At 61.8% G+C, this 19,823-nt stretch carries 15 protein-coding genes and 1 pseudogene; 11 read left to right on the forward strand and 5 right to left on the reverse strand.

The annotated features are described in order from the left end of the window. The first annotated feature begins 92 nt into the window (after positions 1-92). The 5 genes from BSF40_RS20870 to BSF40_RS20890 all read left to right on the forward strand — a co-directional run bounded on the left by BSF40_RS20870 (position 93) and on the right by BSF40_RS20890 (position 6,533). Positions 93-1,448 (forward strand): NAD(P)/FAD-dependent oxidoreductase, encoded by a 1,356-nt coding sequence (locus tag BSF40_RS20870; RefSeq protein ID WP_095966539.1) that lies wholly within the window; start codon positions 93-95, stop codon positions 1,446-1,448. Continuing rightward, positions 1,445-2,560, forward strand: a complete 1,116-nt coding sequence (locus tag BSF40_RS20875; RefSeq protein ID WP_095966540.1) for an FAD-binding oxidoreductase — start codon at positions 1,445-1,447, stop codon at positions 2,558-2,560. Before BSF40_RS20870 ends, BSF40_RS20875 begins: the two co-directional genes overlap by 4 nt. Positions 2,561-2,578: 18 nt before the next feature. Next, positions 2,579-3,625, forward strand: coding sequence for an ABC transporter substrate-binding protein (locus BSF40_RS20880; RefSeq protein ID WP_095966541.1), 1,047 nt, complete (start codon positions 2,579-2,581; stop codon positions 3,623-3,625). A 266-nt stretch (positions 3,626-3,891) separates the two neighbouring features. Continuing rightward, positions 3,892-5,016: a cell division protein ZapE gene (zapE, locus tag BSF40_RS20885; RefSeq protein ID WP_095966542.1), complete on the forward strand. Its 1,125-nt coding sequence runs from the start codon at positions 3,892-3,894 to the stop codon at positions 5,014-5,016. Positions 5,017-5,219: 203 nt separating this feature from the next. After that, positions 5,220-6,533 (forward strand): leucine-rich repeat-containing protein kinase family protein, encoded by a 1,314-nt coding sequence (locus BSF40_RS20890; RefSeq protein ID WP_095966543.1) that lies wholly within the window; start codon positions 5,220-5,222, stop codon positions 6,531-6,533. Positions 6,534-6,634: 101 nt separating this feature from the next. Here the strand turns inward: BSF40_RS20890 and BSF40_RS20895 are convergent, their stop codons facing one another. Next, entirely contained in the window at positions 6,635-7,339 is a 705-nt protein-coding gene (locus BSF40_RS20895) for a YebC/PmpR family DNA-binding transcriptional regulator (protein WP_007976978.1), read from the reverse strand. Positions 7,340-7,564: 225 nt separating this feature from the next. Between BSF40_RS20895 and BSF40_RS20900 the strand changes: the two genes are divergently transcribed. After that, positions 7,565-8,977, forward strand: a complete 1,413-nt coding sequence (locus BSF40_RS20900) for a type VI secretion system Vgr family protein (RefSeq protein ID WP_095966544.1) — start codon at positions 7,565-7,567, stop codon at positions 8,975-8,977. 70 nt (positions 8,978-9,047) lie between these two features. Here the strand turns inward: BSF40_RS20900 and BSF40_RS20905 are convergent, their stop codons facing one another. Continuing rightward, a complete protein-coding gene (locus BSF40_RS20905; protein WP_095966545.1) occupies positions 9,048-10,373 on the reverse strand; it encodes an MFS transporter in 1,326 nt (441 codons plus the stop codon). 267 nt (positions 10,374-10,640) lie between these two features. Here BSF40_RS20905 and BSF40_RS20910 point away from each other — a divergent pair, with 267 nt between their 5' ends. Then, positions 10,641-11,513: a LysR family transcriptional regulator gene (locus tag BSF40_RS20910; RefSeq protein ID WP_015094338.1), complete on the forward strand. Its 873-nt coding sequence runs from the start codon at positions 10,641-10,643 to the stop codon at positions 11,511-11,513. Positions 11,514-11,607: 94 nt separating this feature from the next. On the opposite strand, the gene BSF40_RS20915 is transcribed toward BSF40_RS20910, so the two are convergent. Beyond that, positions 11,608-12,471, reverse strand: a complete 864-nt coding sequence (locus BSF40_RS20915) for a LysR substrate-binding domain-containing protein (protein ID WP_095966546.1) — start codon at positions 12,469-12,471, stop codon at positions 11,608-11,610. Positions 12,472-12,580: 109 nt separating this feature from the next. On the opposite strand from BSF40_RS20915, the gene BSF40_RS20920 reads away from it, so the two are divergent. The 3 genes from BSF40_RS20920 to BSF40_RS20930 all read left to right on the forward strand — a co-directional run bounded on the left by BSF40_RS20920 (position 12,581) and on the right by BSF40_RS20930 (position 15,466). Continuing rightward, positions 12,581-13,690, forward strand: a complete 1,110-nt coding sequence (locus BSF40_RS20920) for a 2-aminoethylphosphonate--pyruvate transaminase (RefSeq protein WP_095966547.1) — start codon at positions 12,581-12,583, stop codon at positions 13,688-13,690. 151 nt (positions 13,691-13,841) lie between these two features. Next, on the forward strand, positions 13,842-14,669 hold the full coding sequence (phnX, locus tag BSF40_RS20925; protein WP_095966548.1) for a phosphonoacetaldehyde hydrolase: 828 nt from the start codon (positions 13,842-13,844) through the stop codon (positions 14,667-14,669). A 236-nt stretch (positions 14,670-14,905) separates the two neighbouring features. Beyond that, a complete protein-coding gene (locus tag BSF40_RS20930) occupies positions 14,906-15,466 on the forward strand; it encodes a cytochrome b (RefSeq protein ID WP_095966549.1) in 561 nt (186 codons plus the stop codon). A gap of 137 nt (positions 15,467-15,603) precedes the next feature. On the opposite strand, the gene BSF40_RS20935 is transcribed toward BSF40_RS20930, so the two are convergent. Both BSF40_RS20935 and BSF40_RS20940 read right to left on the reverse strand, forming a co-directional pair. Next, on the reverse strand, positions 15,604-16,530 hold the full coding sequence (locus BSF40_RS20935) for a 1-aminocyclopropane-1-carboxylate deaminase/D-cysteine desulfhydrase (protein ID WP_095966550.1): 927 nt from the start codon (positions 16,528-16,530) through the stop codon (positions 15,604-15,606). Between the two features lie 186 nt (positions 16,531-16,716). Further along, positions 16,717-18,756: an FAD-dependent oxidoreductase gene (locus BSF40_RS20940; protein WP_095966551.1), complete on the reverse strand. Its 2,040-nt coding sequence runs from the start codon at positions 18,754-18,756 to the stop codon at positions 16,717-16,719. A gap of 292 nt (positions 18,757-19,048) precedes the next feature. Here BSF40_RS20940 and BSF40_RS20945 point away from each other — a divergent pair. Continuing rightward, positions 19,049-19,699 (forward strand): annotated as a pseudogene (locus BSF40_RS20945) (DUF3422 family protein); the annotation flags it as partial. Positions 19,700-19,823 lie beyond the last annotated feature (124 nt).

A 19,823-nucleotide genomic window follows, 5' to 3' on the forward strand; every position in this document is an offset into this window, starting at 1 on the left:
GAAAGCGGCCTGCCAGCCAACATCTCGGCTGCCTGTGTCGCCGTGTTCGCGAGCAAGCCCGCTCCCGCAAAAGCACAGCAGCCGAGGTGCGCATGAAATCCATCGTCATCATCGGCGCCGGACCTGCCGGCATTCGCGCGGCGCAAGCCCTGGTCGCGCACGGCGTTCGCCCGGTGCTGCTGGACGAAGCTGCACGCGGTGGCGGACAGGTTTATCGGCGTCAGCCGGTCAACTTCAAGCGTTCGCCAGTCAAGCTGTATGGCTTCGAAGCGCCCAAGGCCAGTGCGTTGCACCAGACCATCGACGAGTTGCGCGAACAGCTCGATTACCGCCCTGAAACCCTGGTGTGGAATGCCGAGGACGGCGCCCTCGACACCTTGCAGGACGGACGTGCCGCACGACTGGAATTTTCCCGGGTGATCGTCGCCACCGGCGCCACCGACCGGATTTTGCCGGTGCCGGGCTGGACGCTACCCGGGGTCTACAGCCTCGGCGCGGCGCAGATCGCCTTGAAGTTTCAGGGTTGCGCCATCGGCGAGCGCGTGGTGTTCGCCGGCAGTGGCCCGTTGCTGTACCTGGTCGCGTATCAATACGCCAAGGCTGGCGCCAAGGTGGTCGCGGTACTCGACAGCTCACCCTTCAGCGCCCAGGCTCGCGCCCTGCCCGGCCTGCTGTCGCAACCGGCCACGCTGGTCAAAGGCATCTACTACCGTGGCTGGCTGACCGCCCACGGCATCCCGGTGCATCAGGGTGCAACCTTGAAGCATGTCGACGGAGATCAACGGGTGCAGGCGCTGATCTGGTCCGACGCAAAAGGCGAACATCGACTGAACTGCGATGCCGTAGCGTTCGCCCACGGCCTGCGCAGCGAAACCCAGCTCGCCGACCTGCTCGGCTGCGAATTTGCCTGGAACCCGCTCAATCGCGCCTGGCTCCCACAACGCGATCGCGCCGGGCGCAGCAGCGTCGCCGAGGTGTACCTGGCCGGTGACGGCGCCGGGATCATGGGCGCCGACGCCGCGGAAATGGCCGGCGAACGCGCCGCATTGGCGTTGCTCGAAGACATCGGCTACCTGATCCCGACGCAACGCACCACACAGCTTGAACAGGTGCTGGAACGCATCGGCGATTTTCGTCAGGGCCTGGAGCGCGCCTTCGCCTTTCCCGAGAACTGGGCCACCGGCATCGCCGATGACGTGATGGTCTGCCGCTGCGAAGAAGTCCGCGCCGGCGATATTCGTGAAGTGGTGCGCGAGGGTCACTGGGAAATAAATCGGGTCAAGGCCCATTGCCGGGTCGGCATGGGTCGCTGTCAGGGTCGGATGTGCGGCGCGGCGGCAGCGGAGATCATCGCCTGCGAAAGCCAGCGCGCGGTGTCCGACATTGGCCGGCTGCGCGCCCAGGCCCCCATCAAGCCGCTGCCCTTTGGCCTGGAGATCGACGCATGATCGAAGTCGACGCAGTGATCATCGGCGGCGGCATTGTGGGTGCTTCGGCGGCGCTGTTTCTCGGCAAGGCCGGGCGTCGCGTGGTGCTGCTGGAGCGGGACTTCTGCGGTTCCCATTCCAGCGGCGTCAACTACGGTGGCGTCCGCCGCCAGGGCCGACCATTGTCGCAATTGCCACTGTCGCAACGTGCCCACGCCATCTGGGCGCAGCTGCCGCAATTGATTGGCATCGACGGCGAATATCAACGCAGCGGCCACCTGAAACTCGCCCGCAGTACAGACGATTTGCGTGCCCTGCAAGACTACGCTGCCAGCAGCCAGGGCTTCGGCCTCGACTTGCAGGTGCTTGACCGCACCGAGCTGCGCAGCCGTTTTCCATGGGTGGGAGACGTCGCGGTGGGCGCCTCGTATTGCCCGGATGACGGTCACGCCAATCCGCGTCTGGTGTCCCCTGCGTTCGCCCGGGCGGCGCGGCGACACGGTGTGCAGGTACATGAGCAATGCACGGTCACCGCCGTGGAACACGACGGCCAGCGCTTTTGCGTACGCACGCAAAACGGCATGCAGTTGCACGCACCCTGGCTGCTGAACTGCGCCGGGGCTTGGGCAGGCAGCATCGCCGCGCAATTCGGCGAACCGGTGCCGATGCATTCCGGGCACCCGGCAATGCTGGTCACCGAACCCCTGCCGTTGGTGATGGATGCCAGCACCGGCGTCGAGGGTGGCGGCATCTACGCGCGACAGGTCGCCCGCGGCAATTGCGTGTTGGGTGGCGGCCAGGGTTTTGCCCTGGACGACGCCCGCGCCCGCCCCGGTCAAGGCGCCGTGCTGGAAATCCTGCGCCAGGCCGTCGAGCTCTATCCGTTTCTTGAAGGTGCCCAGGCGATTCGTACCTGGAGCGGCACCGAGGGTTACCTGCCTGATCGCCAGCCGGTGATCGGCCACAGCCGTACCCAGCCCGGTCTGTTGCATGCGTTCGGCTTTGCCGGCGCCGGTTTCCAGATCGGCCCGGCGGTGGGCCAGGCGCTCACCGAGATCATCTGTAGCGGCGCGTCAAAGACGTCGCTGGATGCGTTTTCCATCACCCGGTTTCACTCCATCTCCGTAGCTTGATAGAGGAAGGTCGCGCCAATGAAAAACCTCAAACGCAACGCACTGCTCGGTTTGTCCTGCATGAGCGCCCTGCTCACCCTCACCCCGGCCCACGCCGAACCGACGCTTTACCTGGGCATGAACGGCGGGACCATGGAGCGGCTTTACGCCGACAAGGTACTGCCGGCCTTCGAGAAGGCCAACAACGTCAAAGTGGTGATCGTGCCCGGGACCTCCGCCGATATCCTGGCCAAGGTCCAGGCCAGCAAGGACAACCCGCAGATGCATGTGATGTTCCTCGACGACGGCATCATGTACCGCGCCATCGCCATGGGCCTGTGCGACAAACTCGAAAACAACCCGGCCCTGGCGCAGATTCCCGCCAAGGGGCGGATCAAGGATGAAGCGGTAGCCGTCAGTCTCGGCGTCACCGGGCTGGCCTACAACACACGCTTGTTCAAGGAGAAAGGCTGGAGCGCGCCGACCTCGTGGATGGACATGGCTGACCCGCGCTTCAAGGACAAACTGGTGTTCCAGTCGATGGCCTCCTCCACCTTCGGCCTGCACGGTTTCCTGATGTTCAACCGGATTCAGGGCGGCAGCGAAACCAACGTCGATCCGGGGTTCAAGGCTTGGCCGAACACGGTTGGGCGCAACGTACTGGAATACATCCCGAGTTCGGCGAAGATTTCCGAAATGCTCCAGACCGACGAGGCGGCGCTGTTTCCGCTGACACCGACCCAGGTCACCGCCCTGAAGCTCAAGGGCATGCCAGTGGAATACGCACAACCGAAGGAAGGCGCCGTGGTGCTCAACGTCGCTGAATGCGCCATCGCCAACAACACGCAACCGCAACTGGCGCAAAAACTCGCCGCGTTCCTGCTCACTCCCGAAGCCCAGGCGGCCGCGCTTGAGGACGGCGACCAGATTCCTTCAAACCCCAATACCCCGACCTCCGAGCGAACCCGTGGGCAGGTCGAAGCGATGCAACAATACCTGGAGACCGCAATCGCGGTGGATTGGGATCAGGTCAACGAACAGCGCCCTGCGTGGAATGCACGGTGGAATCGGAGCATTGAGCGATAGGCGACTGACACGACTGTGTTTCGCAAACGCCCCCTCCTATAGGAGCGAGCTTGCTCGCGATGGACGTCAACGATAACGCGTGCTGCCTGAGTGCCCGCGCTATCCAGAGTTTTTCGCGAGCAAGCTCGCTCCTATAGGCCCTTCCAAGTGACCGGTCGGAACCGCTCCGACGCGCACCGACACAACTGGAAGCAAATTCTCTGCTCTGGTTACACTATGGCGCCCCGGCTCAGGGAGCCTGCCCGCACACCAGAGGTGACATCTCAGTGGCCGTTCGACCACCCAATCGTTCGCGAATCAAATCGCGCTGGCAATCGTTGCGTCGCCTTCTCGGTAAGGCACCGGCTGCCGGCAGCGCCGAGGCAAGCGAGGTTATCCACGACTACTTTCGTCACCAGGCCCATTCCCGGGGCTACACCCTCAGTCACAGCCAGCAACGCGTGATCGACTGCATGGCCCGGCATGCCTGCCTGTTGATGGGCACTTCGACGCAAACCCTTCCGGGCCTTTACCTGCATGGTGCCGTGGGGCGCGGCAAGAGCTGGCTGCTCGACGGTTTTTTCCGGGCCGTTCCCCTCGTGCAAAAACAACGCCTGCACTTCCATCAGTTTTTCGCCCAACTGCACCAGGGCATGTTCGAGCATCGCGAACAGCCCGACGCCCTGGCGATCACCCTGGACGCTCTGCTCAGCGATTGCAAGGTGCTGTGTTTCGATGAGTTCCATGTGCACGACATCGGCGATGCGATGCTCATCACCCGGTTGTTCAAGGCACTGTTTCAGCGTGGCATCCTGTTGCTGGTCACCTCCAACTACCCGCCCGCAGGCCTGTTGCCCAATCCGCTGTACCACGCCCGCTTCAAACCGGTGATCGACTTGATCAATGCACGCATGCAAGTCATGGAAGTCGGCGGTCCGCACGACTATCGCAGCCAGGTCCGCAGCCACGCGCAGCAGCTGTTCACCCAAGGCCATTATGTGTGGCCGGCCAGCGCGGTGCAGCGGCGCTCATTGGATCTGCCGGATCGCGGCGCCCCGCCGCTGTCGCTCCCCGTAGGTACCCGGCATTTCCGGGCGCGTTTGTGCGATGAGCGCCGCATCGGATTTACTTTCGCCGACCTGTGCGAGCAGCCTGTGGCCGTGATGGATTACCTGGAGCTGTGCCGCCGCTTCGATCGCTGGATCATCGATGACCTGCCGCGGCTCGCTGAGTGCTCGATGGCCGCCCAACAGCGCTTCATCAACCTCATCGACGTACTGTACGACCAGGACAAGCACCTGACACTGCTCGCACAGCACGCCCTGCGCGAAAGCCTGGACGGCGATGCCATTGACCTGGCGCGCACCCGCAGTCGATTGGGGCAACTGGTCGAAGTCAGCGAACCGGCCTGAGCGATATTATTGTGTTGTATTGAAGGGCCTCTTCGCGAGCAAGCCCGCTCCCACAGTTGACCAAATTGCCCGGACGGGAGTGATCCAATGTGGGAGCGGGCTTGCTCGCGAAAGCGGCCTGACAGTCGCCACATCTTTGCAGCTATCATGTCGCCCATTTCCAGGGCCACGCGTCCTCCCCTTGGCTAATGGCGAATCTGTTCATGCATACCCTTGCTCAATTGCGTGCCGGCGAGTTGTCAGGCATCACGCGGCTGGATCTGGTCGACGACCTCACGGAATTCCCTCGGGAAATTTTCGATCTGGCGGACTCGCTGGAAGTACTCAACCTCAGCGGCAATGCCTTGAGCGCCCTGCCGGAAGACTTGCATCGCCTGACCCGTCTGCGCGTGCTGTTCTGTTCCGATAACCGCTTCACCGAGTTGCCGGCCTGCCTGGGCCAATGCGCCGCACTGACGATGATCGGCTTCAAGGCCAACCGCATCGCCCATGTGCCCGCTGCGGCGCTGCCCCCGCTGCTGCGCTGGCTGATCCTGACCGACAACTGCATCGAGACGCTGCCGAGCGAGTTGGGAGAGCGGCCATACCTGCAAAAGCTCATGCTCGCCGGCAACCGTTTGCGCGCGCTGCCGGAGTCGTTGCGTCAGTGCCATCGGCTGGAACTGATCCGCATTGCGGCCAACCAGTTGACCGAGTTACCGCAATGGCTGCTGGAATTGCCGAGCCTGACCTGGCTGGCGTACGCCGGTAACCCGCTGGAAACCGAAGCCGACGCCGCGGCCCTCGACGCGACACCGCGCATTGACTGGTCGGCATTGCGCCTGGAAAAACAGCTCGGCGAAGGTGCGTCCGGGGTGATCCATCAGGCAGTCTGGCAACAGGCAGAGCAACCGCCCATGGCCGTTGCGGTAAAGCTCTACAAGGGCGAAATGACCAGCGATGGTTCACCGCTGCACGAGATGAACGCCTGCATCACCGCCGGCCTGCACCCGAACCTGATCCGCGTCGAAGGGCGGATTGTCGATCACCCGCAGCAAACCGCCGGGCTGGTGATGCAACTGATCGCGCCGAGTTACCGCAACCTCGCCGCACTGCCGAGCCTGGCGTCGTGCAGCCGCGACATCTACCCCGACGACTTGCGCTTCAGTGTGGCCGTGGCGCTGCGCATTGCCTCGGGCATTGCCTCGGTGGCCGAACACCTGCACAGCCATGGCATCACCCACGGCGACCTCTACGGGCACAATATCCTGTGGAATGAGCAGGGAGACTGCTTGCTGGGGGACTTTGGCGCGGCATCGTTCCACGGGATTTCCGACAGCCTTGAAAGCCGTGCCTTGCAGCGGATCGAGGTGCGGGCGTTCGGGGTGTTGCTGGGGGAGTTGCTGGCGCGGATCGACTCGGGGTTGAGCGATGAAGGGCGTGGGGTGCTGGAAGATCTGGAGCGGCGTTGCTGTCAACCGCAGGTGCTGGAGCGGCCGGGGTTTAGCGATGTCGTGGAGCAACTGAAAAATCTGTGACCGCTATGCGGTCAATCGCGAGCAAGCTCGCTCCCACAGCGACAGCGCTAAACCTGTGGGAGCGGGCTTGCTCGCGAAGACGGTGTCACTGGTGAATCAGATCAACCCGCCAACCCGACAAACATGTCTTGCACGTCGTCATGGTTATCGAGGCCTTCGAGGAAGGCTTCGACTTCCGCCATCTGCTCGTCGCTCAGGCCGCTGACCGGGTTTTTCGGCTGGTAGCCCAGTTTGGCCGACAGCACGGTGAAGCCTTGTTCCGGCAGGGCTTTCTGTACCGCGTCGAGGTCGGTCGGTTCGGTCAGGAACAGGGTTGCACCCTCTTCACCCGGTTCGAAATCCTGTGCACCGGCTTCGATGGCGGCCATTTCCGGGTCGGCGTCCGGGGTGTCCGGCGACGCTTCGATCATGCCGACATGGTTGAAGTCCCAGGCCACCGAACCGGAAGCGCCCAGTTGGCCCTTGCGGAACGCCACGCGGATTTCGGCAACGGTGCGGTTGATGTTGTCGGTCACGCACTCGACGATCAACGGCACCTGATGCGGGGCGAACCCTTCATAGGTCACGCGATGGTATTGCACGGTCTCGCCCAACAGGCCCGCGCCCTTCTTGATGGCGCGATCCAGTGTTTCCTTGGGCATCGAAGCTTTCTTGGCCTGTTCAACCACCAGACGCAAGTGCGCGTTGGTAGCAACATCAGCGCCATTGCGCGCAGCAATGGTGATTTCCTTCACCAGTTTGCCGAAGATCTTGCCCTTGGCATTGGCTGCCGCTTCTTTGTGTTTAACCTTCCACTGTGCGCCCATTTCTCACTCTCTTATCTGTGACATCTGTGGCGTCGAGACAACCATTGGCCGACGCTTTGCGCAAGTTTATACGGCCTAAAGTTGGCAATCGACCAAAAAATCCCGACTGGCATCGACATCTTCACCAGCGGTTGTAGGGGGATTCTGAAATGCCGCTTTGGCCTGTCCGCAATGCGCCGGGGTTTCGTACGCTTTGCACCTTATTCAACGGCGGCAGCGTGTTCGATGCACAACGACAAGGAAAGTCCCACCACCCTGACGCTTCTCGATGACGACCTGAGTTTCCAGGTGGTCCGGTTCAGCGGTCACGAAGCACTCAACCAGCCCTATCGATTCGACATCGAGGTTATCGGCCTGGCACCGGCCCTGAACCTCGAACGATTGCTGCACCAGCCGGCGTTTCTCGAGTTCGGCCACGACCAGGGCATACATGGCGTGCTGCACAGCGCCGGGTGTGAATATCGAAGCGCACAACGGGTCGCTTACAAACTGGTGCTGGTGTCCGGTATCCAGAAACTGGAGCAGCAACGCTGCCGACGGGTTTTCCAGCGCGCCAGCGTGCCCATGATCCTGCGCCAGTTGCTCGAGGAACATGGGCTGCCCGCCAGCAGCTATCGCTTTGAACTGGCCACCGGGCACTATCCCGTGCGAGCTTTTTGCATTCAGTACGAAGAAACCGACCTCGCATTGTTGCAACGACTGTGCGAGGAAGAAGGCATCCATTACCACTTCGAGCATCAACGCGACGGCCATGTACTGGTACTGGCCGATGACAGCCTGAGTTTCCCCCAGGAGCCGCTGCTCATGTCGCTGCGCAGCGACGCAGTCGACGATCATCACCAACCCGTGATCAGCGAATTGTTCCAGCGCCATGATGCTTCGCTCCCCCCTGTGCGCCCGGGTGCGAGCAATCCTGGTGCAGCGGACATCAGCGACGGTGCAGCCAATCACTCGTTCACCACGGCCAGACAGGTTCTCGCTGGCGAACAGCAGCATCGCGACCAGCTCAGCCGGCGACAACTGGAACGCCTGCGGTGCCGGCACCTGCAGATCCACGGTCAAAGCAACCTGGGAGCATTACGCAGCGGCCGGATCGTGCAGGTGGCCGGGCATCCCTTGGCGAGTTTCAATGATCAATGGCTGGTGACCGAAACAAGCCATCAGGGAGGCCAGTCATCGATTCTGCTCGACGATTCAGCGGGTATGGCCCTGGGTTACCGCAATCAATTCAGCGCCATCCCCTGGTCGACGGTGTTCAGGCCCGCGCTTAAACAACCCAGGCCGAGTATCCCCGGGTATCAACCAGGCCAGGTGTGCGGCCCGGTCGGACAACCACCGACAGTGGACGAGGATGGCCGGATTCGGGTGAACCTCTGGCCCGCCACAGATTCAGCCACAGAGTCGTTGTCCAGCGGCCTGTGGCTACCCTTGGCGCTGACCACCGCCGAGGACTGGATCGATCCCTCCCGCTTGCCCGTGGCCGGCAGTGAGGTACAAGTGATCTTCCTCGACAGTGACCCGGATCGCCCGGTGCTCTGTACGGCGCTGGGCCCTCGGCCACAACCTCTGCGCCCACGGCCCCGTGAACCCCGTGGCGATACCCGCCTGCTGTTCGACTGGCTGCTCCACCGTCCTTGAGCATGACCGAGGTCCACAAGCCGGTGTAACCGCCGCCGACGATGCACACATCGGCGACGAGGAACAGGATTCAGGTACGCAGGGGTTTGATGTTTATCGCCCGATCGGGCACGGAGGGATGGTTGGTTTTAAGGCCGCCGGGGCGACTGTTCCAGTGCGGGATCAGCACCAGCGCCGAGAACATCGCACAACCGGCGAAGACAATGAACACCGTGACCGAGTCGAAGTAACCCGGCAGCAATCCGCCGAGCACCGCTCCGACGGAACCGCAACCGTTGACGAACCCGGCCGCCGTCGCACCGGCCTTGGCCGTGCCGAAATCGATCGCCGCCGCGCCGCTGATCATCGAGTCCGGCCCGTAGAGGGTCAGGCCCATGACGAACAAGAGCGCCACCACCAGGACCACACTGCCGGTATGCAGGGCGCCCATGAACAATGCCAGGGTCACGGTGAGTGCCAACAGACTGAGAACGCAAGCCGGCATGCGCCGGGCGCCGAACAGTTTGTCCGAGGCCAGGCCGATCATGATCGGCCCGAGCAACCCGGCCAGCTCGAACGAGGTCGGAATGATCGCCGCACCGACCTTGCCCACCGAAGGCATCTGTTCGAAGACGATCACCGGTCCCCACAGCAGAATCGCGTAGCGCGCCGGTTTCAGCATGAAGTACGCCAGCCCCAGCACCAGTACCGTGCGGTTGCGCAGGATTTCCTTGAGTGGCACCCAGATACTGATTTTGCTTTGGGCAAGGGTTTCTTCAGCGGTCTGTTCTGGCTCCGGTTCCACAGCCGGCAAGCCGACGTCTTCAGGTTTGTTGCGCTGGAAAATAAAAAACAGCACGGCGACCAGCCCAACCACCACCGCACTGGAAACAAATGCCGCATGCCAGGTGCCGATGAGCGTATACGCCCACCAGCCGGCAAACGGCGAGGCCACGAGCCCGCCAAAGGCGTAGCAGGAACTCCACAGGCCCAAAACCCGCCCGCGCTGTTCGGAGGGAAAGAAACTGCCCAGGTTCTTGCACAATCCCGACCAGCCGGTGGACTGCGCCAGACCTTGTACCAGCATGCAGGTAGCAAAAATCGGTAACGTCGCAAAGTTGCCCATCACCAGCGCCGCACCAGCGGAAATCAGCAACCCGCCGAGCACCACCACCCGCGGCCCGAAGCGGTCGGCCAGGATGCCCCAGGTGAACTGGCCGACGGCGTAGGCCGTCAGGTAGATGGCATCGAGGTTGGCCATGGCCATTTTGTCGAGCATGAAGGTCGGGTCTTCGGCGATGCCGAGTTTGGCCACCGAGAAGGCTTTGCGGGTGAAGTAGAACGCGGCGTAGGCAAGCCAGGTGATCGCGAAGATCTGCACGCGCCAACGCTTGATGGTGCCGATGTGCTTGTTCATTGTGATTCTGACCTCAGGGTGTGAGTGTGCCGGCAGAATTGGAAGCAAACGCCTGTTTTTTTATTGTTGAGCACTGCGATATCGCCCTGTCCCTACGGCGGATACCGGTCAGATGAGTCCTGTTTTGCACGCCCAGGCTCATGGCACCCGCTGCGGTTCGACTGACCGGTCAGCGGGGCTGAGTGTGATAAAAACAATTACTGTTTAATAAGTGAAATCGATTTATCGTATTTCCAAAATAAGCTTTGCTTGTTACTGGAGATATCGATGTCGGTTTCCCACGCCCAACTCAAAGCGTTCCATGCCGTTGCGGTATATGGAAGCTTTACCAAAGCCGCCGAGCGGCTATTTCTGACGCAGCCGGCGATTTCCGACCAAGTGCGCAAACTTGAAGAGCGCTACGGCGTTTTGCTGTTTCACCGCAACAAGCGTTCGGTACGCCTGACCGATCTGGGCGAACGCCTGCTGAGCGTTACCCAGCGGCTTTTTGTGATTGAGGCCGAAGCCCAGGAACTGCTGCAGGATTCCCAGGCCCTGCAGACCGGCAGCCTGATTCTGGCGGTGGATGCGCCGGTGCACGTGCTGCCGCAGATTGCCCGATTCTGCGAACGCTACCCGGGGATCAGCGTGAAGATCGAAACCGGCAACACTGATGAGTCGCTGTTTCGACTGTTCAACTATCAGGCCGACCTGGCGTTGCTGGGCCGGGACGTCAGTGACGAACGCCTGATCTCCCTGCCCCTGCGCAATGACCCGATGGTAGCGTTCGTGTCGCGCAATCATCCGTGGGCCGACCGTGAATCCATCACCCTCGCCGACCTTGATGACACACCGCTGGTACTGCGGGAAATCGGTTCGGTGACGCGCCAGACCCTGGAGGAGGAAATGGCCGGCGCCGGGCTGCGCATTCGTCCGGCGATCCAGGTTGAAGGCCGGGAAGCCGCTCGTGAAGCGGTGGTGGTCGGGATTGGCATCGGCGTGGTGTCGGCGGCCGAGTTCGGCGCCGACTCACGGGTATGCGCGTTGCCGATTACCGATTGCAAACGCCGCCTGACGGAAACCCTGGTGTGCTTGCGCGAGCAGAGTTCGCGGCGAATCGTGGCGACGTTTCTTGAGATGGTTCGCGAGAGTCTTGTGTAGGCAGGACCGGCCCCTTCGCGAGCAAGCCCGCCCCCACAGGGGAATGCATTCCAAATGTGGGAGCGGGCTTGCTCGCGAATGCAGGCGACTCGGTCTACCTGACTGACGCCAACCCCAAAAAAGCCTGAATCAACCGCAAATCCCGCCGCCGCTCCATGCACCCGATCATGTGCCGGTTCACCAACCCCTCGCCAATGATCGGCACCGCCGCCACTCGCGGGTCGTGGCTGACTTCCACCGACGACACCACCCCCACCCCCAGTTCGGCAGCCACCGCCTCGGTCACCGCTTCGCGGCTGTCCAGTTCCAGCAGCACCCGCGGATTGACCCTGGCCTGAGCGCAAGCCTCATCGAAGGTGCGCCGGGTAATCGAACTCGGCTCGCGCAGCACCATGATTACCTGATCCAGCTCCTTGAGCTGCACGCCTTGGGTCTTCTGCGCCCAAGGGTGCCCGTCGGGCACCAGCGCACAAATCCGTGATTCGCTCAGTGCCTGCAGATGCAAGCCCTTGCGCGGCTCGACTTCGGTCAGCACCGCCACGTCGGCATGTTCGGACAGCAGCGCCGCCAGGGTTTCCTGGGCGTTGCCCAGGCGCAGGTTCACCGTGATCCCCGGATAGCGCGCGCGCAGGCTGGCGAGCATCGGCATGACCATGTGCGGACCGTCCGCCGCCACCTCCAGGCGCCCGGTCAGCAATTGCCGGTTGGCTTCGAGCATCGCCTGCGCCTCCTCGGCCAGGCCGAACATCGCCCGGGTGATCGCCGCCAGCTTGGTGCCCTCCTCCGTCAGTTCCACGCGTCGGGCGGTGCGGCGCAACAGGGTGATCTGGTAGTGCTCCTCCAGCGCCTTGATGTGCCCGGTGACCGCCGGCTGGCTGATGAACAGTCGCGCCGCCGCCCGGGTAAAGCTGCCTTCCCGGGCCACGGCATCGAAGGCGCGGAGCTGAAACAGGTTCATGAATAACCCTCACTGATGGCTGGCATAACAACAAACAATTTGATTGATAGCACGGCAAATTGCAATTTAAGCCCCGTAGCTTGATCCCATCGATTGCGAGGACACGAAAATGAGTGCTGCCGAACCCATCCTGCTCACCCCCGGCCCGTTGACCACTTCGGCCCGCACCCGTCAGGCGATGATGATCGACTGGGGTTCATGGGATGAGCGCTTCAATCAACTGACCGCCAGCCTCTGCGAGCAATTGCTGGCGATCGTCAACGGCGCCGCCACCCACCACTGCGTGCCCTTGCAAGGCAGTGGCACCTTCGCCGTCGAGGCAGCGATTGGCACCCTGGTGCCTCGCGATGGCAAGGTTCTGGTACTGATCAACGGCGCCTACGGCAAACGCCTGGCGAAAATCTGCGAAGTGCTGGGCCGTTCCTTCAGCACCTTCGAGACCGCCGAAGACGAACCGACCACCGCCGCCGACGTCGACCGCCTGCTGCGCGCCGACAACGGCATCACCCACGTTGCCCTGATTCACTGCGAAACCAGCACCGGCATCCTCAATCCGCTGCCGGAGATCGCCCAGGTCGTGGCACAACACGGCAAGCGCCTGATCATCGACGCCATGAGTTCCTTCGGTGCCTTGCCGGTGGACGCGCAACAAGTGCCGTTCGACGCCCTGATCGCCGCCTCGGGCAAATGCCTGGAAGGCGTGCCAGGCATGGGTTTTGTCTTCGCTCGCAAAGAATCCCTGGCCAGCGCCGCCGGCAACTCGCATTCGCTGGCGATGGACCTGCAGGACCAGCACGCCTACATGGCCAAGACCGGCCAGTGGCGCTTCACCCCGCCGACCCACGTGGTCGCGGCGCTGCACGAAGCCCTGCTGCAATACAACGAAGAAGGCGGCTTGCCGGCCCGGCACGCACGCTACGCCGCCAACTGCCAGGCACTGATGGAAGAGATGGGTAACCTGGGGTTGCGCAGCTTCCTGCCGGCGGCCATTCAGGCGCCCATCATCGCCACCTTCCACGCCCCGAAAGATCCACGCTACCAGTTCAAGGAATTCTACGAGCGGGTCAAGGCCAAGGGTTACATCCTCTACCCCGGCAAACTGACCCAGGTCGAAACCTTCCGCGTCGGCTGCATCGGGCATGTGCAACCGGCCGAGATGCGCGAAGCCGTGGCCGCGATTGGCGAGGTGTTGCGCGAGATGGAAGTGCTGGAGATCTAACCCACACCGCATTCCCCTGTGGGAGCGGGCTTGCTCGCGAAGACGGACTGACACTCAACATGGATGTCGGCTGACACACCGCTTTCGCGAGCAAGCCCGCTCCCACCCAAAGCTGCTCTTCATCCGCCAGTTTCCAAGGAATTTGATCACCATGAACTACTCCAACCCAGGCAAACTCCAGGCCGCCATCCTCGACTGGGCCGGCACCGTGGTCGACTTCGGCTCCTTCGCCCCGACGCAGATTTTCGTCGAGGCGTTCGCCGAGTTCGACGTCCAGGTGTCCATCGAAGAAGCCCGTGGCCCGATGGGCATGGGCAAGTGGGACCACATCCGCACCCTGTGCAATCTGCCGGAAGTTGCCGAGCGTTATCGCAAAGTCTTCGGCCGCACGCCGACCGACGACGACGTCACCGCGATTTACCAGCGTTTCATGCCGCTGCAGATCGAGAAAATCGCCGAACACTCGGCGCTGATTCCGGGCGCACTGGAGACCATCGCCAACCTGCGCCAGCAAGGGATCAAGATCGGCTCCTGCTCCGGTTATCCGAAACAGGTCATGGACAAAGTGGTCGAACTGGCTGCCACCAACGGCTATGTGGCCGATCACGTGGTGGCCACCGACGAAGTCCCGAATGGCCGCCCGTGGCCCGCCCAGGCGCTGGCCAACGTCATTGCCCTGGGCATCGACGATGTCGCCGCCTGCGTGAAGATCGATGACACCGTGCCAGGCATTCTCGAAGGTCGCCGCGCCGGCATGTGGACCGTGGCGCTGATCTGCTCGGGCAACGCCCTGGGTCTGGATTACGAAGGTTATCGCGCGCTGGGCAGCGACCAACTGGACAGCGAGCGCAAGCGCATCCATGCGCTGTTCGAAGGTTCGCGCCCGCACTACATGATCGACACCATCACCGATCTGCCGCAGGTGATCGCCGACATCAACAAGCGTCTGGCCAACGGCGAAATGCCGCAATCGAGCTAAAAACCACAACGCCCCCTGTAGGAGCGAGCTTGCTCGCGATGGAGTGTCAGATACGTTGATGTCGGCTGACACACCATCGCGAGCAAGCTCGCTCCTACAATGTTTTTTTCTATTGCCCCGATCCAGAGCATCGAGCGATCGATCACCTCAGGCAAACCCGGTGAAACAGGATTACAGTTAAGGCACACCGTCGGACAAGAGCGGTGGCTTTAAACCGGACCTCTGAGGAACACCGTATGCCGTGGAAAAACTCCGAGTCGCGCTACAGCACCGTATCGATCACGCTGCATTGGTTGATGCTGGTCCTGCTGGCGCTGGTTTATGCCTGTATCGAGTTTCGCGGGCTCTTTCCCAAGGGCAGTGGCGGACGCACGCTGATCGTCGAATCACACTTCATGCTCGGCCTGACCGTATTCGTCCTGGTCTGGCTGCGATTGTTCGCACGCAGTCTCGGCCCGGCGCCGCAGGTCTTCCCCGCTTCGCCGCCGTGGCAAACGACGCTGGCCAGGCTGATGCACTGGGCGCTGTACATTTTCATGATCGTCACGCCGATTCTCGGCTGGCTGGTCACCAGCGCCAAAGGCAACCAGGTGATGTTCTACGGTTTCGACCTGCCGATGCCCATTGCGGAAAACAAGGAGCTGGGCAAACAACTCCAGGACTGGCACGAGCTTGGCGGCACTATCGGCTATTGGTTGATCGGCCTGCATGCCGTGGCCGCGCTGTATCACCACTATGTGGTGGGCGATAACACCTTGCTGCGGATGATGCCCAAAGGCGGAACCCGCGATACCTGACGCCAGCACACATCAATGTGGGAGCGGGCTTGCTCGCGAAATCGGTGGGTCATGCAATACAACTTCGCCTGATACTCCGCCTTCGCGAGCAAGTCGGATCGCCGCACCGCCGCTCCCACACTGGATCGCAGCGCCGCTCAGTTTTTTGATTTCAATCCCCGCCGTCCCTGCAAGCCGCCGGTGTGGATGAAGATCAGTCGCGTACCTTGGGCGAATCGTCCCGCTTCGACTTGTTGCTTGAGTGCCAGCAGTGCCTTGCCGGTGTACAGCGGTTCCAGTGGAAAATTTCCCGCCTGCTCTGTCTGATCGATAAAGTCGAGTAACAGTGGGTCAACCTTGGCAAACCCACCACGACTCGCATCGACTAACTCATACACGGCATCAACCGCTCCCGCTTCCTGTACGATCATCTCGACCTGCTGCACCACCCCATGATCGTCAGGCACCGCCAGGGCACCGTACACCGGGTGATCCCCCGCTTCGGCGAGCACCAGGCCAGCCAGCGTCGTGCCGGTTCCACAGGCCAACCACCAGCCGTCGTAGTCGTTCCAGCCCAAGCCCTGCAATTGCGCGCAAACAGCAGCCCGCAATGGCATGCAACCCAGGGCACCTGGCAAACCACCTCCCCCTTCAGGCACCGGGTGCAAGGTCGGGTAGCGGGTTTGCCAGGGTTGCCAGAAACCGGCTTCATGCCTCGCCCGATAGCCGCCGTAACCCAGCCAGTGCAACTGCATGCCAAATGCCTGCAAATCCCTCACGGTCGGTGTTTCCTGAGGATGCCCGCGCAACAAGCCGACGGTGGAAAAGCCGAAACGCTTGCCCGCCGCCGCCAACGCGTGGAGGTGATTGGAGTGCGCGCCACCGAGACTGATGATGCCTTCGGCCCCCGCGTGGTCGGCGGCCTTCAGGTGTTCGATGAGCTTGAACCATTTGTTGCCGCTGATCAGCGGGTCGATCAGGTCCAGACGCAGGATGGCGACTTCGACGCCGGCATCTGTGAGCCAGTCGAGGTGGAGCGGTTCGAGGGGAGCCTGGGTTAACCAGGTTTCTGGAGGAAGAAGCATCAATGCCGGCTCTGGATGAAGAGCCGGCATCTTAACAGCTGACTTGTGGCGAGGGAGCTTGCTCCCGCTCGGCTGCGCAGCAGGCGCAAACCCGGAACACTCGATACTTCTGGTGTATCGGAGCTACCGATTTGGGGCCGCTTCGCGGCCCAGCGGGAGCAAGCTCCCTCGCCACAGACCAGTCTGTTACAACTGCGCCGCCAACCGCGAACCCTGATTGATCGCCCGCTTGGCATCCAGCTCTGCCGCAACATCCGCGCCACCGATCAGGTGCACGCTCTGCCCCGCCGCCACCAGGCTTTCATGCAATTCACGCAGCGGGTCCTGCCCGGCGCAAATCACGATGTTGTCCACTGGCAGCACCTGCGGCTCGCCGGTTTCGCCGATGCGGATGTGCAGGCCTTGGTCGTCGATCTTCAGGTATTCAACGCTGTTGAGCATCTGCACCTGCTTGTTCTTCAGCCCCGTGCGATGGATCCAGCCAGTGGTCTTGCCCAGGCCGTCGCCGACCTTGGACTTCTTGCGTTGCAGCAGGAACACCTCGCGGGCCGGCGCATGGGGTGCGGCCTTGATACCGGCAACACCACCGCGTGCCTCAAGGTGCGTATCGATGCCCCATTCCTTCCAGAACGCGGCGCGATCCTGACTGGTAGCGACACCTTCATGAACGAGGAACTCGGAGACGTCGAAACCAATACCACCGGCACCAATCACCGCGACACGCTTGCCGACCGGTTTGCGCTCCAGGATCACATCCAGGTAGCTCAGCACCTTGGCGTTTTCCACGCCAGGAATCGCCGGCACGCGCGGCGCAATGCCGGTGGCCAGAATGATCTCGTCGTAGCCGCCTTCGACCAGCTGTGCCACGTCGACGCGGGTGTTCAGGCACACCTCGACGTTGGTGGTCTGCAGCTTGCGGTTGAAGTAGCGAAGGGTCTCAAAGAACTCTTCCTTGCCCGGAACGCGCTTGGCGATGTTGAACTGACCGCCGATTTCGCTGGCCGAATCGAACAGCGTCACCTGATGGCCACGCTCGGCCGCCACGGTCGCGGCGGACAAACCGGCAGGCCCGGCACCGACCACGGCGATTTTCTTCAGTTGCTGCACGGGCAGGTAATTGAGTTCGGTTTCGTGGCAGGCACGCGGGTTGACCAGGCAGCTGGTCAGCTTGCCGCCAAAAGTGTGGTCGAGGCAGGCCTGGTTGCAGCCGATGCAGGTGTTGATCTCATCGGCGCGACCTTCAGCGGCCTTGTTGACGAAATCCGGGTCGGCGAGGAAGGGCCGCGCCATGGACACCATGTCGGCATCGCCCTCGGCGAGGATCTGCTCGGCGACTTCCGGCGTGTTGATGCGATTGGTGGTGATCAGCGGAATATTCACCGAACCCCGCAGCTTGGCCGTGACCTTGCTGAACGCCGCACGCGGCACTTTGGTGGCGATGGTCGGAATCCGCGCTTCGTGCCAGCCGATACCGGTGTTGATGATGGTCGCGCCGGCCTGCTCGATGGCCTTGGCCAGTTGAACGATCTCTTCCCAGGTGCTGCCGCCTTCGACCAGGTCGAGCATCGACAGACGGAAAATGATGATGAAGTTCGGGCCGACCGCTTCACGCACGCGGCGAACGATTTCCACCGGCAGGCGCATGCGGTTTTCATAGCTGCCACCCCAGCGGTCGGTACGGTGGTTGGTGTGGGCGGCGAGGAACTGGTTAATGAAATAACCTTCGGAGCCCATGATTTCCACACCGTCGTACTCGGCGGTTTGCGCCAGTACCGAGCAGGTGACGAAATCACTGATCTGCTTCTCGATGCCTTCCTCGTCCAGTTCCTTGGGTTTGAACGGATTGATCGGCGCTTGAATGGCGCTGGGTGCAACCTGTTTCGGGCTGTAGGCATAACGACCGGCGTGGAGGATCTGCATGCAGATCTTGCCGCCCGCATCATGAACGGCACGGGTGACGATACGGTGCTTGAGCGCCTCTTCTTCGGTCGTCAGCTTGGCCGCACCGGAATACACGCCACCTTCGTCGTTCGGGCCGATACCGCCGGTGACCATCAGGCCGACACCGCCACGGGCACGTTCGGCAAAGTACGCCGCCATGCGTTCGAAACCACCCGGTTTCTCCTCAAGGCCCGTGTGCATCGAGCCCATCAGGGTGCGATTGCGCAGCGTGGTGAAACCCAGGTCCAGCGGAGCCAACAGGTGCGGGTATTGAGCGGCGGTCATCGGTAACTCCACATCGATCGATCACGGAAAGTGCAGGAGCTCTGTGGCCCCCGTCAGTCATGTTCGACAGACTAAGAGTCGCGACGCCGTCGCTCAATGACCGTAACTGACAACTTAATGATCGAAATGTGCAGCAACAGGGGGTGACCGGGAGTGGCCACCCCTCATAGGTTCAATTCCCCCATGACTTTTCACTTCGATTGGAATTCTTTTCATTAAGAATGGAATCGGCCAAATATAGCCAACCGTCGCGCGGGAACGTTAAAGACCGGCATGGGCGCCGTATATGAAATCGCTTCCAGCAGCAAAACAATTGAGTTCGCAACTCGATACTTTCGATGGAACCCTGGCCGAACTGTCGGAGCGCAACGCCGCTCCCGACACGAGCAATGCAAAGGTACTGCTTTCAGAAATTGCAGCGTTGTCGGCACAAGTCGTCAGTCTCTCCGCCAGGCACCGTCACCGCTTCAGTGCCACCCAAGCCTACGCACAGCTCGTATTCGAACGACTGGCAGAACTGCGGGAACATCGCGCGGGTGACTTCCAGCGCCTGGACATCTTTATCGAGCGGCGCTTCAAACCGACGGTCAGGTACTGTGCCGTGACGGAACAACGACTAGACGTGCTGGCCAAGAGCGTGGCTAACCTGGGTGAACTTTTACAGGCCCGCGTCCAGGTCGAAATGGAGGAGCAGAACGCCGAAATCCTCAAGAGTCTGAACACCCGGGCCGATGCGCAAATCAAGATTCAGCGAGCGGTTGAAGGACTCTCAATTATCGCCATCACATACTACGTGTTGAGCTTGTTGAAACTGCTGTATTCGGGCATCCACGTGCTGGGTGTGAACTGGTCGCCACGATCAGCCGTAATAGTAGTGGCGCCCGTCGCAGCACTCATACTGCTGCAAATATTGATACGGATAAGAACGGTAAAACAGCACTGAACTGGTGACAGACTGACTCTATTTCTGGATTGACAGCAGAAGGGCCTTTTCACCCTTAGGGTTATTGAATCGGTCGACCTGTCACGTTCCGAAGCTCCATGGAGGCCGCGGGTAGCGACCAAGC

Source organism: Pseudomonas sp. ACN5 (assembly GCF_002303975.1).
Taxonomy (GTDB): Bacteria; Pseudomonadota; Gammaproteobacteria; order Pseudomonadales; family Pseudomonadaceae; genus Aquipseudomonas; species Aquipseudomonas laurylsulfatiphila.